Annotated in this window: 17 protein-coding genes; 8 read left to right on the top strand and 9 right to left on the bottom strand. The window is 64.6% G+C overall.

Annotated features, from left to right (window positions below; all coding sequences use genetic code 11):
- On the bottom strand, positions 1–182 hold a 182-nt coding region (locus A9762_RS17300; RefSeq protein WP_139133272.1), incomplete at its 3' end, for a hypothetical protein.
- Positions 182–610 (bottom strand): copper resistance protein CopC, encoded by a 429-nt coding sequence (locus tag A9762_RS17295; protein WP_083254022.1) that lies wholly within the window; start codon positions 608–610, stop codon positions 182–184. The genes A9762_RS17295 and A9762_RS17300, both read right to left, overlap by 1 nt.
- A 652-nt stretch (positions 611–1,262) precedes the next feature.
- On the opposite strand from A9762_RS17295, the gene A9762_RS17290 reads away from it, so the two are divergent.
- Positions 1,263–2,570: a GTP-binding protein gene (locus tag A9762_RS17290; protein WP_069343247.1), complete on the top strand. Its 1,308-nt coding sequence runs from the start codon at positions 1,263–1,265 to the stop codon at positions 2,568–2,570.
- Positions 2,567–3,055: a 6-carboxytetrahydropterin synthase gene (locus tag A9762_RS17285; protein ID WP_083254021.1), complete on the top strand. Its 489-nt coding sequence runs from the start codon at positions 2,567–2,569 to the stop codon at positions 3,053–3,055. The genes A9762_RS17290 and A9762_RS17285 overlap by 4 nt, the downstream gene beginning before the upstream one ends.
- A gap of 229 nt (positions 3,056–3,284) precedes the next feature.
- On the opposite strand, the gene A9762_RS17280 is transcribed toward A9762_RS17285, so the two are convergent.
- Positions 3,285–4,004 carry a pirin family protein gene (locus A9762_RS17280; protein WP_069343246.1) on the bottom strand — a complete coding sequence of 240 codons (720 nt, stop codon included), beginning with the start codon at positions 4,002–4,004 and terminating at the stop codon, positions 3,285–3,287.
- Positions 4,005–4,396: 392 nt separating this feature from the next.
- Here A9762_RS17280 and A9762_RS17275 point away from each other — a divergent pair, with 392 nt between their 5' ends.
- Complete coding sequence (locus A9762_RS17275; RefSeq protein ID WP_069343245.1) at positions 4,397–5,266, top strand: PhzF family phenazine biosynthesis protein; 870 nt, start codon at positions 4,397–4,399, stop codon at positions 5,264–5,266.
- Positions 5,267–5,283: 17 nt separating this feature from the next.
- On the top strand, positions 5,284–5,868 hold the full coding sequence (locus A9762_RS17270; protein WP_069343244.1) for a YigZ family protein: 585 nt from the start codon (positions 5,284–5,286) through the stop codon (positions 5,866–5,868).
- A 125-nt stretch (positions 5,869–5,993) separates the two neighbouring features.
- On the opposite strand, the gene A9762_RS17265 is transcribed toward A9762_RS17270, so the two are convergent.
- The 3 genes from A9762_RS17265 to A9762_RS17255 form a co-directional block, all read right to left on the bottom strand.
- A complete protein-coding gene (locus A9762_RS17265) occupies positions 5,994–6,479 on the bottom strand; it encodes a plastocyanin/azurin family copper-binding protein (protein WP_069343254.1) in 486 nt (161 codons plus the stop codon).
- Positions 6,480–6,619: 140 nt separating this feature from the next.
- Positions 6,620–7,966 (bottom strand): multicopper oxidase family protein, encoded by a 1,347-nt coding sequence (locus A9762_RS17260; protein WP_069343243.1) that lies wholly within the window; start codon positions 7,964–7,966, stop codon positions 6,620–6,622.
- On the bottom strand, positions 7,963–9,396 hold the full coding sequence (locus A9762_RS17255; protein ID WP_069343242.1) for a TolC family protein: 1,434 nt from the start codon (positions 9,394–9,396) through the stop codon (positions 7,963–7,965). Before A9762_RS17255 ends, A9762_RS17260 begins: the two co-directional genes overlap by 4 nt.
- A gap of 15 nt (positions 9,397–9,411) precedes the next feature.
- On the opposite strand from A9762_RS17255, the gene A9762_RS17250 reads away from it, so the two are divergent.
- Positions 9,412–9,783: a hypothetical protein gene (locus tag A9762_RS17250; RefSeq protein WP_069343241.1), complete on the top strand. Its 372-nt coding sequence runs from the start codon at positions 9,412–9,414 to the stop codon at positions 9,781–9,783.
- Between the two features lie 216 nt (positions 9,784–9,999).
- Here A9762_RS17250 and A9762_RS17245 read toward each other — a convergent pair whose 3' ends face one another.
- The 3 genes from A9762_RS17245 to A9762_RS17235 form a co-directional block, all read right to left on the bottom strand.
- Positions 10,000–10,485 carry a hypothetical protein gene (locus tag A9762_RS17245; protein ID WP_069343240.1) on the bottom strand — a complete coding sequence of 162 codons (486 nt, stop codon included), beginning with the start codon at positions 10,483–10,485 and terminating at the stop codon, positions 10,000–10,002.
- Between the two features lie 151 nt (positions 10,486–10,636).
- The gene (locus tag A9762_RS17240; RefSeq protein WP_069343239.1) at positions 10,637–11,041 is read right to left on the bottom strand and encodes a hypothetical protein; all 405 of its coding nucleotides are present in this window, start codon (positions 11,039–11,041) and stop codon (positions 10,637–10,639) included.
- Between the two features lie 65 nt (positions 11,042–11,106).
- A complete protein-coding gene (locus A9762_RS17235) occupies positions 11,107–11,544 on the bottom strand; it encodes a hypothetical protein (RefSeq protein WP_069343238.1) in 438 nt (145 codons plus the stop codon).
- Between the two features lie 610 nt (positions 11,545–12,154).
- Between A9762_RS17235 and A9762_RS17230 the strand changes: the two genes are divergently transcribed.
- From A9762_RS17230 to A9762_RS17220, 3 genes are all read left to right on the top strand, one after another.
- Positions 12,155–12,718, top strand: coding sequence for a hypothetical protein (locus tag A9762_RS17230; RefSeq protein ID WP_139133271.1), 564 nt, complete (start codon positions 12,155–12,157; stop codon positions 12,716–12,718).
- Positions 12,719–13,006: 288 nt separating this feature from the next.
- Entirely contained in the window at positions 13,007–13,279 is a 273-nt protein-coding gene (locus A9762_RS17225) for a hypothetical protein (RefSeq protein ID WP_139133270.1), read from the top strand.
- Positions 13,280–13,747: 468 nt separating this feature from the next.
- Positions 13,748–14,797: a porin gene (locus A9762_RS17220; RefSeq protein ID WP_069343235.1), complete on the top strand. Its 1,050-nt coding sequence runs from the start codon at positions 13,748–13,750 to the stop codon at positions 14,795–14,797.
- Positions 14,798–15,056 lie beyond the last annotated feature (259 nt).

The following is a 15,056-nucleotide window of genomic DNA, read 5'->3' as shown; positions in this document are numbered from 1 at the left end:
TAGGCCAGCCAGGCGAGCACGGCCAGCCCCGCCGCGAAAGCGGGGAGTACGCGCACGGTGAGCCCGCGTCGCACGGCGTGCGGGCTGCGCAGCAGCAACACGCCGAGGGCGAGCGCCAGCGCGAGATTGAGCAGACCCGCCGTTGCGGGTTGCCACGTCCCGGCTGCCAGATCCGCCGACATCACTTCACGGTGAACTTGAAGGTGCCCTGCGTGCGATGGCCGTCGCTGGCCACAGCGACCCAGTTCGCCTGATAGTCACCGGCCGACAGGGCGGGGACGGCGAGCGTGAGCGTCTTGCGCGCAGCGTCGAGTTCGGGCTTGGCGTCGGTCACTGCGCGGCCCTTCGCGTCGACGACGGTGAGCTTCGAGAGCGCGCCTTCGAGCGCCGAGTCGAACGTCACGCGCACCACTTTCGGTGCCTCGACCGTGGCTTGCGCGGCGGGCTCGCTCGACGCGATGTGCGCGTGCGCCCATGCACCCTGCGAGAGACCGGTCAGGCCGATGGCGGCCGCCACGGCGAGGCCCTGGACGACACGACGCAGTCGGCCGTCGGTACGCAGCGCCGGGGCAGGGTGGGCATCGTGGGAAGCGAGGTTGGAAGTACGCATATCGGATTCGAGTCGAGACAAATAGATCGGAGAGATCGCGAAGAGATCGGTAAGACGTCATCGGTGAGGCATCAGCGACAAGACATCAGCGCTGAGACATCACCGACAGGACGTCGGGGGCGCGGACATCGCGGCCCGGCAGCGCGTAGGGCCTGTGCGTCGCACGCTCCCGCCGCACTGCCTGCGCAGTATCGCAGACCTTGCAGACTGGCGCAGCCGCGCGCGGGTTCCAGCCGTGATGCGCCCGCGCGGCAAAGTGTCGCGCCGCGACGCGGTGTTTCAGGAGACAAACTTCGCCCCCCGTGGGAGAGGAAATGTCGGTGACGTGTCGGTTATGTGCAACTGAGTTGCAAAATCAGAGGGCTCGCCGTATCATCGCGCAATATTGCAACTGTGTTGCATATAGAAAACGTGCGGTCTTCATCCGCCATGCGATGTCCGGTGATTGTCTGGCATCGCCACGAATGCGCGCCGACGCGCCCGCGATGGTGTGACGCTGTGCCGGTCCCCCCGACGGCGAGCGCCAACGGCGTCACGACTTGGTGCACCGGTCTTCCCAGGCCCCGGTGCGGCGAGACCATCCTCGGGGATGGGCCGTCGGTGCGCATCCTTCGGGCGAAAGCCTGCCCCCAGAACACAGGATTTTGTTGTCATGACTCTCCCGCTCTCTCCCGCTGGCCAGACCGACCGGAATGGCTCAACCGGCGACGTCGATCGCTGTCTGCCCGTGACCGTGCTCTCCGGATTCCTCGGTGCCGGCAAAACCACGCTGCTCAATCACGTGCTGCGCAATCGCGACGGCCTGCGCGTGGCCGTTCTCGTGAACGACATGAGCGAGGTCAACATCGACGCCTCGTTCGTCGAGCGCGGCGCGATCAACGCCGGGGCGGCGCTCTCGCGCACCGAAGAGCGTCTCGTCGAGATGAGCAACGGTTGCATCTGCTGCACGTTGCGCGAGGACTTGCTGATCGCTGTGCGCGAACTCGCGCAGGACGGCCGCTTCGACTATCTGCTGATCGAATCGACCGGGATTGCCGAACCGATGCCGGTCGCCGCGACGTTCGAATTTCGTGACGAGGCGGGTCAATCGCTGGCCGACGTCGCACGTCTGGACACGATGGTGACGGTCGTCGACGCGCTGCACGTGCTTCAGGACTTCAACGGTCTGGACACGCTCGCGCAACGTGGCGAAGTCGCCGGTGACGAAGACGAACGACGTCTCGCCGAGTTGCTGACCGAGCAGATCGAATTCGCCGACGTGGTCGTGGTGAGCAAGGTCGATTGCGTCGACGCGTTGCAACTCGACGCCGTCAAGGCGCTGATCACCGGTCTGAACCCGACGGCCAAAATCGTGCTCGGCGAGCGCGGGCAAGTGCCGCTGAGCGAAGTGCTCGGCACGGGGCGTTTCGATCCGGATCGCGCCGAACAGATGGCCGGCTGGGCGCAGGCGCTGGTGGGCGAACATGACTCCGAAGCCGATACCTACGGTGTGACGAGCTTCGTGCTGCGTCAGCGTGAGCCGATGCATCCGGCGCGCTTTGCGTCGTTCATGTCGATGCCGTTCGATGGCCTGATTCGTGCGAAGGGCTACGTCTGGGCGGCGAATCGTCCGGCGTGGGCGCTCGCTTATTCGCGTGCGGGCAATACGGCCACGCTCGAAGCCGTCGGCCAGTGGTGGGCGGCGGCCGATCCGGAACATTGGCCGCCGGCTGGCGATCCGCAGCGAACCGCCATCGAAGCCAATTGGGAAGCGCCTTGGGGCGACCGCATCAACGAAGTGGTGTTCATCGGCCGCGATCTCGATCGCGATGCCATCGAGAAGGCGTTTCAGGCTTGCCGCCTGAGTGTCGTCGAACTCGCGCAGGGCGACGCCGCCTGGCGCGATGCCGCGCACGCGTTGCCGCTGGAAATGGATGACGAGCCGAGCAGCGTCGTGGACACGGCGGGCGCTGGCGCATGAGTCGTGCGAGTTCGGCGAAGGCTCAGACCCAGCCGGTGGAACGCGCGCTGAGCCGAACGGCGCAGGGCCGCTCGCGCACGCAGGTGTCGCCCGAGGCACGCGCGCAGTTCACGTTGTCGCGCAGTTTCGTTTTCGAAGCGGCGCACACGTTGAACCGGCGCGACATCGACCCGCCGAGCATGGACGCGAGTCGCCGCATCCACGGTCATAGCTACCGTGCGACGGTCGAGGTCACGGGCGCGCCTATCGGTGAGTCGGGCATGGTGCTCGATCTCGCGCAGTTCGATGTGGCGCTCTCTCGCGTGAGCGAGCGTCTCGATCATCGGCTACTCGACGATGTTGCCGGGCTCGGGCCGGCGACGCTGGAAAATCTCTGCGCTTTCATCTGGCGCGCGCTTGCGCCACATCTCGTAGGACTCTCGCGCGTGACGGTCAGCCGCGACGCGCGTGGCGACGCCTGCTCGTTGTCGATGCGAGACACCTGAGCGGTGAGCGCTGACGGTGCGCTTGTCGTTCGCGCGTCGATGCATTCGAGACATGCCGACATCCTGCGTCGGCACAAAAAAGTGCGGCCGGCACCGTGAGGTACCAGCCGCGTGGACACCGAGGGAAGGCGGTGTCCGAGGGGCGGCGCACGTAGGGAAGCTACCGTAGGCCGCGTCCACGGGTTGCGAGTTGCCTCGCCTTAACTCGCTTTAACGCTGTCGCGTCGCCTTAGAAGTCAGGCGTTTCCACCGGACGAAGATCGAACACGAGCACTTCGGCATCGTTGCCGTTGGCGATCGTGAGCGCGGTTTCGTCACGCACCCGCACACCATCGCCTTCACCCAGCGCTACGCCGTTCACACTGACGCTGCCGCGTGCAACATGCACGTAGGCGTAGCGGTTCGGTGCAAGCGTCAGCGTGGCCGACTCGTCACCGTCGAACAACCCGGCATACACGCGCGCATCCTGATGGATGTGCAGCGAGTTGTCGCTGCCGTCCGGCGAGATGATCTTGCGCAGCTGGCCGCGCTTTTCTTCCGGCGTAAAGCGTTGTTGCTGATACTCGGGGGCGATGCCCGTCTGGTTCGGCACGATCCAGATTTGCAGGAAGTGCACCGGCGACGTGGGCGAGTGGTTGAACTCGCTATGCGCCACACCGCGTCCGGCGCTCATCAACTGCACGTCGCCCGGCTCGATCACCGATCCCGTGCCCATGGTGTCCTTATGTTCGAGCGCGCCTTCGAGCACGTACGAAAAGATCTCCATGTCGCGGTGCGGATGCTTGCCGAAGCCCTGTGCCGGCGCCACGCGGTCGTCGTTGATCACCAGCAGGTCGGAGAAACCGACTTGCTTCGGATCGTAGTAATTGGCGAACGAAAACGTGTGGCGCGAGCTCAGCCAGCCATGGTCGGCAACGCCTCGGTCGGTGGCTTTTCTGATGTCCAGCATGATGGGCTCCTGTCTACATTGTGTCGTTAAGAGGCTTGGTTGGCCTCGATGAATGACATTTTAGAGTCCCCATGGAAAACCACAATCTGCCTGAATTGAGAATAATTGTCCTTTTTTAGATGACAATTGGATGAGGCCCTTTCCAGCCGAATTTCCGAGGAAGGGGCAGACAATTCTTAGGCGATGGGGTGCAACAGGCTGAAAGCCGGTGAAAGCGCAGACAACGGTGCGCGCGCCATGCCTCGATGTGCGAGACTACGAACCTTCATTCGAAAGGTCAGCCGGCCGGCCAGCGAGACGGCAGGCAAGGCTGATTCATCGGCAGCCGCTCATGCTTACGAGGTGTGAGGGCTGCGCCACCCGTCCGATCCACGCCTTACTGGAGCATCGTCATGAGCCGCAGTTACGCCTTCCGTATCGTCAATGTCTTCGCCGAATCCACCTTCGGCGGCAATCCGTTGTGCGTGTTTGAGGACGCACGCGGCATGAGTGACGACGAGATGCGATCGCTTGCGCGCCAGTTCAATCTCTCCGAGACGACGTTCATCCTGCCCTCGGAGACGGCCGACGCTCACGTGCGAATCTTTACCCCCGGCTACGAGATGCGCTTTGCCGGCCACCCGACGCTCGGCACGGCGCATGTGCTGCGCGCCATTCGCAACCTGGGCGATAAGGTTGTGCTGCAGTTTGCGGCTGGTCTGGTGCCGGTACAGGCGAAGGGCGATCACTGGACGCTGACGGCGCCGTCGACGGGCGAGCCCAAGATCGCGAAGGCGCACGAAGCCGACTCGGACATCGCCGCGCTCGTGCGCCTGACCCGTGACGATCTGGCGCAGTCCCCGCAATGGGTCGATACGGGCGCCGATCAATTGCTGATTCCGGTGCGTAACGCCGAGGCCGTGGCCCGAGCCCAGCCTGACAGCGCGAAGCTGGAGCGCTGGCCGCTGTCGAGTCTGGAGCGCAAGACCGGCTATGTCTTCTCCATCGACGACCGGTCGGGCGACGAATTGCAGGTCACGGCGCGCTACTTCTTCACCACGCAAGGGGGCGGCGTGAGCGAAGACCCGGGCACCGGTTCGGCGTGCGCGAACCTTGGCGGCTGGCTGATCGGGCAGGGATACCCGTTGCCGGTGCGCGCACGCGTGTCGCAGGGCGATGCTGTCGAGCGTCCGTGTCGTCTGACGCTGGAAGTTACGGTTGATCGTGAGATCCGCGTCGGTGGGAATGTGATCGAACTCGCACGCGGCGAGGTGCGTCTGTAAGACGCTAAGGCACCCGTATGTATGCATTGGCAGCGCCGGTCGAAACCGAGCTGGATATCAAGAAGAGCCGGTTTATCGGCATCGTCATGCCTGTGGCGTCGCGTGAAGCGGCCATGCGCGAACTCGACGCGCTGCGCGTGCGCTTTCCGAACGCCACGCATTACTGCTGGGTACTGTTGTGCGAGGGCGCGTCGGGATTCGACGACGACGGCGAGCCGGGAGGCACCGCCGCCAAGCCGATGTACAACGTGCTCATGCACAAGGGGCTGGCGAACGTGTTCGCTGTGGTCGTGCGTTATTACGGCGGCATCAAGCTTGGCGCCGGCGGACTGACCCGAGCGTACGGACAGGCGGTGAGCGAAGCGTTGAAGCTTGCGACGCTCACCGCTGTCGAGCCGACGGTCGAGCCGCGATATCGCTGCACGTTCGCGCATGAGGCGACGCTGCGCAGGTTAGCGGAGCGTCACGCCGCGCAGGTGCTCGACGCCGCTTACGACGACGCCGTCACGCTGCGACTCCTGCTGAAAGTGCGTGACGTGGAAGCGTTCGAGGCCGATGCTACCGAAGCGTTGAGTGGCGGCCTCGAACGTTGCCCGGACTGACACGACAACCGCAGCGCCTCGCCATCCGGCCGCTGAAGTTCGTGATGAAGCGTTCGCCGTGAATTGGCTGGCAGTGCCCCCCTCGCACGTCGGCTCGCGAGGGCAGCACTGCCGTTGCCTGACGATCAGCGCACGTTGATCACGCCCTTCATGCCGGCTTCGAAATGGCCCGGCTCCAGACAGGCGAAGTCCACCGTTCCGGCTTGAGTGAAGTGCCACACGAGCGTTTTCTTCTGACCGGGGTCGACGGTCACGGCGTTCGGCTCGGCATGGGTCATGCCTGGCATCTGCTGCATCATCTTCGCATGCTCGGCGAGCGAGGCCGTGGTGCCCAGCGTCAGTTCGTGACGGATCTTGCCGTTGTTGGTGACCACGAAGCGCACGGTGTCGCCGCGCTTGACGGTGAGCGTGGCGGGCGAGAAACGCATCGTGTCGCGCATGTCGACGTCGACGGTACGCGTGGCGTTGGCGTCGTTCCCCGGTTCGCCGATGGCGGTCGCTTCACCGCCGTGGCTGTGCTGCATGTGCATGGCGTGAGGATCGTCGGCAAACGCGGGCGTGGCGAGGCCGGCGAGTGCGAGCATCGCTGCGCCGATGAGCGCAGCGGCCATGGGGCGCTTGCCACGTGACGAGGCGCCGCGTTCGAGGCGCAATGTCACGTCGGGCACGTCGGGCATAACGTGCGACGCGCCGTGAGGTGCGACCTGCGAAGTGACCTGCGATGCTGCATGCGAAGTGAAGGGCGAACGAATCATGATTTGACTCCGGTTTTGCCTGCGCCGGCAGGCTGACGATGGGTAGAGGGTAACGCTGAAGTGCTGCCTTGCCACGGACTCGCGACGGAGCCACGTGGCGCGCGATACCAGCCGGGATCGCGATAACTGTCGCGCGGCAAGTCCTGCCGCACTTTGAGGGTGGTGAACATGCCGCCCATTTCGATGGGGCCGTATGGGCCGGTGCCTGTCATCATCGGCAGTGTGTTTTCGGGCAGGGGCATCTCCATGCCGTTCATCGAGGCACCCGTCTCGCCCATGGCCATGTAGTCGGGAATGATGCGCGCGATCTTCGTCGCGATGTCCCGCTGACTCACACCGAGCATGGTGGGCACGTCATGGCCCATCGGGTTCATCGTGTGATGCGACTTGTGGCAATGGAACGCCCAGTCGCCGGGTTCGGTGGCGTCGAACTCGATGGCGCGCATCTGCCCCACGGCAACATCGGTCGTGACCTCCGGCCACTGGGCCGTTGGCGGCACCCAGCCGCCGTCGGTGCCGGTTACCTTGAACTCGTGGCCGTGCAGATGGATCGGGTGATTCGTCATCGTGAGGTTGCCGATCCGGATGCGCACCCGGTCGCCCTGACGTGCCACGAGCGGATCGATACCCGGAAACGCGCGGCTGTTCCACGTCCACAGATTGAAGTCCGTCATCTCGTTCACGCGCGGCGTGCGCGTGCCGGGATCGATGGCGTAGGCGTTGATGAGGAAGACGTAATCGCGATCGACCGGCATGAACGACGGGTCCTTCGGATGCGTGACCCAGAAGCCCATCAGGCCCATGGCCATCTGCATCATCTCGTCGGCATGCGGGTGATACATGAAGGTGCCGGGGCGTCTGGCTTCGAACTCGTAGACGTACGTCTGTCCCGGCGCAATGGCGCGCTGGTTGAGGCCTGCCACGCCGTCCATGCCGTTGGGCAGCCGCTGGCCGTGCCAGTGCACGCTCGTCGCTTCGGGAAGCTTGTTGGTGACGTACAGGCGCACACGATCGCCTTCGACGACTTCGATGGTCGGGCCCGGACTCTGGCCGTTGTAGCCCCAGAGATTGGCCTGCATGCCCGGTGCGATTTCGCGCACGACCGGTTCGGCGACAAGGTGAAACTCCTTGACGCCATTGCGCATGCGCCAGGGCAGCGTCCAGCCGTTGAGCGTGACGACAGGGTGGTACGGCCGTCCGTTGGGTGGGGAGAGCGGTTTGGCGGTGCTGGCGTCGTCGCGTGTGGCGGCGTCGGGCAGTGCGGCAAGGCTGGTGCGTTCGACGGCGGCCGCGCCCATGACGGCGAGACTGGCGTCACGCAGGAATCGTCGGCGTGATGTCATTGGTCACCTCCGCCCACGCTCTCGCGAAACGCCGTGTCGGCAAGCCAGTAGTCCGACGTGGCGTCGATGTAGGCGAGCACCGTGTCGCGCTGTTCGCGTGCGTCGGTCAGCAGATCGAAGACACTGGCAAGCATGCCGTTGTAGCGCAGCAGCCATTCGTCGGAGACGCGCTGGCGCATCGGCAGGATGGTCTTGCGGTAATGCTCGGCGATGTCCCACGCGGCGACGGTCTGGGCGCGGCGCGTACGAACGTCGGCGCGCGCCGCGACAGCGGTGTCCGCGAGACGATCCACGCTTTGGCGGTAGCGCGCTTCGGCGCCTGCCACGCGTGTCGATCCCCAGTCGAACAGCGGCACTTCCAGCGAGATTTCATAGCCGTGCTCGCTGGGCGAACCGGTCGCGCTGTTGTTGCGATAGGCCGTGTCGAGCACGTTGACGAACCGTGTGACACGCGTGAGGCCGAGGTCGTTCGCGGTGGCGTCGAGCGCCGCGCGTGCTGCGCGAATATCGGCGCGCTCACGCATCGCCTGTGCTTCGGCGTCGGGCCATGCCGGGCGTGTGCGAGGCAACTCGGGCAGTCGAGCGGGCAGCGTGAAGTGCAATTGCTGACCCCACAAGCCCATCTGTCGCGCGAGTTGTTCGCGTGCCGTGTTGGCTTGCTCGCGGGCGCGTGCGAGACGGGCCGCCGTGTCGGCGTAGACAAGGTTCTCCTGTGTCCGGCGCATCGCGCTGAAGTTGCCTGCGCGCGCCATACCGTCTGCGAGTTCGCTGGCGGCTTGCGTCGCAAGTCCCGTTTGTTCGAGGATCTGCACGCGCTCCTGTGCGGCGACCGCTTCGATCCATGCGCGCCGTGTGAGCGTCGCCTGTTCGACGACGGCCTGCGTGACCTGCGCCTGCACTTGCGCGAAGCGGCGCGCTTCGACACGAGAGGCGAGCGGCATCGTCAGCACGCGGACGAAATCGATGCCCCATGTGCGTTCGATGCTGATGTCGCCACCGCCCTGAACGCGCTGGAACGAGAAGCGCGGATTCGGAAGACGGCCCGCCTGCACCAGCGAGGCCTCGGCAATGCCGAGTTCCGCGTAGGTGGCCTGCAACCCGCGATGGTTGAGCAGCGTGAGTTGAACGGCGGCGTCGATATCGAGTGGGCTTGCGAGCAGGTCGTCGCGCGCTTTGGCGAGTGCTTGTGCGGTGGCGTCGTCGCGTGCCCAGACAGCGGGTTTGCCGAGGCGTTGTTGCGTAGCGTCGGCCACCGGTTTGAAGCCGCCGTCGTCGCTGAACGTCGCACATCCCGATAGCGCGAGCGTGGCGATTGCGGCCGCGAGGATTGGCGCGCGTTGATGCAGTCGCAGCCTTGGCGGTTCGGCCGCGTGGCCTGTGACTGAAGGTGCGAGCGACGCCACGTGTGGGAATGACAGCGCGGTCGTCATCGTGCGCCTCCCTGCATGTTGTGCCCCGCATGCGGGTCCACCGCACCGCCGGAATTCGAAGGCATCGGCATCGCATGCCCCATCGCCGCATGTCCTGTGCCCGACACGCTGGCATTGACCATGCGCCAGTCGCTCGTGGCGACGGACAACGCCGGTCGGGCAAAGTCGTGCAATACGTTATCTGGGAGGGGGGCCGTCGGTGCGTCCGGGGACGCAGGGTCGGCGGCGCTCGCCGGTGGTGTTGCGCTCTCGGCGCCGATGGCGGGTGCAGCGCTCGCACCCCACAGCGATAGCGCGACCGGCATGCACCAGGCATGCCGTCGTAAGCATGAAAACGTCATCGAAAGACTCGTCGTGCTGGCGATGCCGGACGGTGTGGCGCGATGAAGCCATTGGCTCGCGCACGTTCCGGCATCGCACGTTCATCTGGCAGACGGACTCATGGCACGGGCGATGGGCATACGCGCATAGGCAAACACGTAAGCCGCTCGCGGGACAGTGCGTCAGGTCGGTCCAACGGGGGAACGGAGACGGCGCGCACTCGGGGCGAACGCATACGGCGCGGGAAACGGCCGATACGACGTTCGACCCGATGCAGGGCCGTCAGGCGACGACGTGTTTGGGAGGACGTTCGAGGACCGCGACGACGGCGCTCGTGGCCGACGTGCGAAGGAAGGGAATGGCGGTGGACGGCTGTGCGTCCGGCAAGCGCAATACGAGGCTCGGCGGCAGCGCGGTGCATACGACGCACGCCGCACAGGCGGAACAACTGGTGTGATGGGTATGCGTACCTTGCGAGTTCGACGAAGACGCATGCGCGTCGCCGAGCATCGTGTCGGCGTGGCCGCTGTGATCACCGTGATGCTGCATACCGGCCATCATCGCGTCGCTGTCGCCCGTCGTCATGGCGTGATGCATTCCCATCATGGCCGACGCGTCGCTGCGTGCGGTGGCGACGGTTTGCATCGCCATGGGCGCCGCGCCGGCCGGCGTTCCCGGCGCGCAATGCGTGCGCAGTGACGCCATGGCCTGCAACGGCATGGTCACGCACAACAGCATCAGCACTAGGAATTTGCGCCAGCGATTCATGCCGCGCAGTCTAGCACCGCCCGCGCCCCGCTCGCAAATCGACGTGCGGCGCCCGATAGTGCGCGGCGCTCAGCCGTCCCGGTCAATGTCCGGCCGGATGACGTTATGAAGCCCCCCGCCACATCAAGGCCGATCGCGACAGCCAGCACGGTCAATGTTCGAACAGATGAAACGTTTCGAAGTGCGTGCGCCGCCGGGACAGCGCGATGAGATTGACGACACAGACCACCGCGACCAGCACGAACAACGGGGCCGAAACCTCGACCGTGTCATGCGCGAGCAAAGAGAAGGCGGTCAGCAGGATCATGAGCGAGAGGAGCACCCGGTGCAGCCATGCGGCGAGACGCAAATGGCGCTCGGACTGGGCGATGAGCACCACGAGCGAGACGTAGAACGGTGCCGCGATCACGGCGAGCACACACAGCGCCAGCAGCACCCCGAGCACGCTGGCCAGCAACTCGTGCCCGTCGGCAGCGCTCGATTGCACGCCGACCACCGTCGCGGCCGCGAGGTAGAGCAGCATCAGACTATCCAGAACGATCGCAAGTCGGTTCATGACATCTCTCCGGCGAAAAAGGTGCGGAGGTAATAAAGCGCTGTCCCTTGGCGTTCGACACGACGTCAGCCGCCGTCGGCCGCCGGAGTGCCGGGCAGCATCAGCCCGAGCCACACTGCGGCGGCGTCGAGACTCGCCGGGTCCGATACGGCCTGCACCCGATAGATCGCGATGTTGCCGCTGTCGTCGGCGCAGAACAGGTCGCGCTCCAGATCGGCCGCCAGGTCGAGTCGTTGCTGAACACGGTAGAAGCCCAGCGGCGTGAGGTCCTGCACCAGCGCCGCGAGCGTTTCGGGATAGAGATACACGTGAGACGGCCAGTGACCGTGCCGCAGACGAAACTTGCCAAGTGCCGCGAGGACGTGAGCGAGCGTGCCGCCGTGACCGCGAACGAAGTCGATCAGGAACGTTGCGCCGACACCGTTCGCCGCTGTGGGTTTGCGTGCAGGGACGGGGGCCGGTTCGCCGGGACGAAGACCGCCGGGTGGCGTGGGGTGTCCCATGGCTCACCTCTCGCCGTACGTGTGTGCGCACGCGAGCGAAGCTCGGCGCACGGCTGACGATGTACGGATATTCACAAACCCTCCGCAGACGGCCAGGAGGTGAGTGCCCAGTGAATATTGGTCTTGTGATTCGATAGTTGCAGAGCGACGCGACGGACGAAATCCGCACTTTCGCTTAATCCGTCGGCATGAGGGCGCGGGGGGAGCCGAACTGAAGAGGGAACGCTAGAACATGGCTGGCACAAATGGAAACCGGCGGGCTAAGCCGCCGGTTGAGGCCCCATCGGGGCATCGCCAGCCGCGTGTACCGGCGCGGCATGGTATGGGCCAAGGAGACTTGGCACCAGGGGGTATTGCCGTCATACATTGAACCACGATGGGTTCCCGGCCGTGCCCGTGCAGCTTCGCTGCGATTTGAGTATAGGTCGTCTGCGTCACGCGCCAATCGGCTTTTTGCATGAGGGCGCTTCGCGTCCCCCTGCGAGAACTATCAGGCGGACACGCACTCGAATTGACGCACGATTTCCCTTGTGACCGTGGTTTCGTCGGCGCAGAGTTTGCGTTCTAATGGCACCATTCCAGGCGATGTCGCAAAGTGGCGCAGCCCCGCATGGCAACCACGCTGTCCGCCGCCGTACCCCAGTCAAACATTCCAATAATGTCAACGAAATCTCTACAACGATGGACCTTGCTGGCATGCCTGTGTGCAGCGCAGTCGGCATTTGCCGCCGACCAGTGCGAGGGCATCCTCCTGCTGGCGAAAAGCGCGCAAACCGGGTTTGAAGACGTCACCGGCCCGCTGGTCGCGAAAAACGACCGTGGCGAAAGCTATCAGGCGACCTATTCGGTCCCGGGCGGCGACTGCAAGGTTTTCCGTGCGACCGGACTGGCACCGACTTACGAGTGCATCTGGGATTATCAGAAGATCACGCCGATGGACCTGCGCACGCAGGCGCAGAAGTTCGCCACCGACGTGGCGCGCTGCACCCGCGGGGTGACCACCATGCGCACGACCACCACGAACCCGGCTGGCCTGCCTGCCGAATGGCAGAGCGCGAGCAAGAAATACGCGCGCCCGGTCAATTTCACGATCACCGCGCAGGACCTGATGACGCCGCGTGGCGAACGCCTGCGGGAGATCTCGCTGTCGGTCGAGAAGCAGGTCGATAAGTAATCCGACGTTCTCAACGTGGGCAGGTTGCGCGCTCGCCTTGCCCCGTCTGGTAAGGCTTGGCGGCATTTTTTAGCAGATAGCGGACGCTTATCCGACGCCCCTCATGCCCCCGGTTACAAACGGTTGCAGACCGCCCTGCGCGTTAACACTTTTTCGGTCGACGCTCGTTCGACTGACCCGGTACAGTCATTCTTGAGGCGTATGGCGCACGTGCAACCCGCAGGTGCCGACCGCGTCCCGTGCCAACCGGCCCCACATTTGTGGCCGGGGTGATGTGGCTGAACCGAAATGAGTGCCCGACTTCGCTGCTGTTTCCTGTTACTGCTGGTGTGTGCCTACCCCGCCTGGGCCGATGGCGGGCGTGGGCGCGAGATGCTGGACGTCAACAAAGCGTCGTTGCGCGAAGACATCAGCCGGTTCAACGCCGATCGCGGTCGTGGCCAGGCGGCCTACCCGAACTGGGCCGCACCCGCCGAACCCCGCGAGCGTCAATACACGTCGCAGGGCGAGCCCCGTGGTGAACGCGGTGGTAACGGTGGCGGCGGTCGTCGCAATCGCTGATCGCGACGCGTTCGCCCCGTTCGCGTCGTCGCCTCCTGTCGTCGTTTCCCCCACCTGACTTTCTCTTCCGCATTCCCCCGTCACTGAACCGAATGTTGCACATGTGCAACATTAGATGCGTTCCCCCATCCGCAAAGTCGTCCGTCGGTCGCGCTTGATCGATGCCCATGATTCGTGCTTCTCACGGCGAATGTGAGTCATCGCTAACCCCGAAATAAGCGGGTTATATCGATCCCGTTATACCGGGATTAATTGTGGCGCGGGTGGTCGTCCGATTTTTGTCTCCCCACCATTTCCCGGCCACTTCGTGTGGTGCATTTTTCCTGGCGGTTCCGGCCTTTCTGCGCACGGCATGGCTATGCGAGAATCACGGCCGTTTTATCAGGGAGGCGCTTCTCAAAAGGGCGCCGGCAGGTCCCGTGCAAGGCGGGAACAGGCACACAAAATACATAAACCAAGGAGAAGTCAATGAAGCGCAGTATGGCCAAGGGCATTGGCGGGGCCGTCGTATTGGGCGCCTGCATGGGCGCGATGAGCGCACCGGCATTCGCACAATCGAACGTCACGTTGTACGGTCAGGTCGACGCCTGGGTGGGCGCCGTCAAGAACCCGGGCGAGAATCGCGCCTGGACGCAAGGTGGCGGCGGCATGTCGACGTCTTACTGGGGCATGAAGGGTAACGAAGATCTCGGCGGCGGCCTGAAGGCCGTGTTCGTGCTCGAAGACTTTTTCCGTCCGCAGAACGGTCAGTACGGCCGCTTCCAGGGCGACTCGATGTTCTCGCGCAACGCCTACGTCGGTCTGCAATCGGATACGGCAGGTACGGTCACGATCGGCCGTCTGACCACGTCGTACTTCGTCTCGACGATTCTGTTCAACCCGTTCGTCGATTCGTACACCTTCAGCCCGATGGTGTTCCACACCTTCATCGGCCAGGCGGGTCAGGGCATCGTGGGCGACTCCGGCTGGAGCAACGCCGTGATGTACACCACGCCGAACTTCAAGGGCCTGTCGGGTAGCGTCTCCTACGCCTTCGGCAACAAGGCGGGTGAAACCGGCCAGAACAAGTGGAGCGCGTCGGCGCTGTACTTCAACGGTCCGTTCGCCGCGACCGTGGCTTACCAGCAGGTCAAGTTCGACGCGCAGCCGGGCGACATGGCCGGTATGGTGGGCTTCCGCAGCCAGCAGGCCGTGCAAGTGGGCGCGACGTACGACCTCCAGGTCGTGAAGCTCTTCGGCCAGTACCAGTACATCCGCAACAACATCACGGGCGGTGGCGTGTCGGAGAACGGCGGCCAGCTCGGCGTGTCGGTGCCGCTGGGTAACGGTCAGGTGCTCGCGTCGTACGCTTACACAAAGAGTTCGGGCACGAGCAACGTCAACCGCAAGACGTGGGCGCTGGGCTACGACTACAACCTGTCGAAGCGTACCGACATCTACGCGGCTTACATGAACGACAAGGTCAGCACGCTCTCGGGCGGCGACACGTTCGGCGGCGGCGTTCGCATGAAGTTCTGAGTGCGACGGGCGTGCGCGTAGTCGATACGCGCCGCACCCGGCTGTGCCAACGAAGGGCAGACATCCGTCTGCCCTTTTTCATTGGCGTGCCCGGTGCCAGACGCCCGGCGCTCATGTCCCGGACATGCCATCGCCGCGCCGTTCGCGATTCCTTCTGCCGACGTTTCGCACAGCGGTTCCGTGTGTCACCGATCCGACGTGTCCGCGCTATGATTTGTGCACCGCGCAAGACGGTATTCCCGCCACCATTCGACACAAC

This window comes from Pandoraea sp. ISTKB (assembly GCF_001721285.1).
GTDB classification, from domain to species: Bacteria; Pseudomonadota; Gammaproteobacteria; order Burkholderiales; family Burkholderiaceae; genus Pandoraea; species Pandoraea capi.
Note: the sequence above shows the minus strand (reverse complement) of the source record. Positions and strands in the feature narration are given on the sequence as shown.

What these genes read in the sequence shown, in the direction of transcription:
- A9762_RS17295 (WP_083254022.1), bottom strand. Translation starts at nt 610, where the DNA reads ATGCGTACTTCCAACCTCGCTTCCCACGATGCCCACCCTGCCCCGGCG.
- A9762_RS17290 (WP_069343247.1), top strand. Translation starts at nt 1,263, where the DNA reads ATGACTCTCCCGCTCTCTCCCGCTGGCCAGACCGACCGGAATGGCTCA.
- A9762_RS17285 (WP_083254021.1), top strand. Translation starts at nt 2,567, where the DNA reads ATGAGTCGTGCGAGTTCGGCGAAGGCTCAGACCCAGCCGGTGGAACGC.
- A9762_RS17280 (WP_069343246.1), bottom strand. Translation starts at nt 4,004, where the DNA reads ATGCTGGACATCAGAAAAGCCACCGACCGAGGCGTTGCCGACCATGGC.
- A9762_RS17275 (WP_069343245.1), top strand. Translation starts at nt 4,397, where the DNA reads ATGAGCCGCAGTTACGCCTTCCGTATCGTCAATGTCTTCGCCGAATCC.
- A9762_RS17270 (WP_069343244.1), top strand. Translation starts at nt 5,284, where the DNA reads ATGTATGCATTGGCAGCGCCGGTCGAAACCGAGCTGGATATCAAGAAG.
- A9762_RS17265 (WP_069343254.1), bottom strand. Translation starts at nt 6,479, where the DNA reads ATGGCCGCTGCGCTCATCGGCGCAGCGATGCTCGCACTCGCCGGCCTC.
- A9762_RS17260 (WP_069343243.1), bottom strand. Translation starts at nt 7,966, where the DNA reads ATGACATCACGCCGACGATTCCTGCGTGACGCCAGTCTCGCCGTCATG.
- A9762_RS17255 (WP_069343242.1), bottom strand. Translation starts at nt 9,396, where the DNA reads ATGACGACCGCGCTGTCATTCCCACACGTGGCGTCGCTCGCACCTTCA.
- A9762_RS17250 (WP_069343241.1), top strand. Translation starts at nt 9,412, where the DNA reads ATGTTGTGCCCCGCATGCGGGTCCACCGCACCGCCGGAATTCGAAGGC.
- A9762_RS17245 (WP_069343240.1), bottom strand. Translation starts at nt 10,485, where the DNA reads ATGAATCGCTGGCGCAAATTCCTAGTGCTGATGCTGTTGTGCGTGACC.
- A9762_RS17240 (WP_069343239.1), bottom strand. Translation starts at nt 11,041, where the DNA reads ATGAACCGACTTGCGATCGTTCTGGATAGTCTGATGCTGCTCTACCTC.
- A9762_RS17235 (WP_069343238.1), bottom strand. Translation starts at nt 11,544, where the DNA reads ATGGGACACCCCACGCCACCCGGCGGTCTTCGTCCCGGCGAACCGGCC.
- A9762_RS17230 (WP_139133271.1), top strand. Translation starts at nt 12,155, where the DNA reads ATGGCAACCACGCTGTCCGCCGCCGTACCCCAGTCAAACATTCCAATA.
- A9762_RS17225 (WP_139133270.1), top strand. Translation starts at nt 13,007, where the DNA reads ATGAGTGCCCGACTTCGCTGCTGTTTCCTGTTACTGCTGGTGTGTGCC.
- A9762_RS17220 (WP_069343235.1), top strand. Translation starts at nt 13,748, where the DNA reads ATGAAGCGCAGTATGGCCAAGGGCATTGGCGGGGCCGTCGTATTGGGC.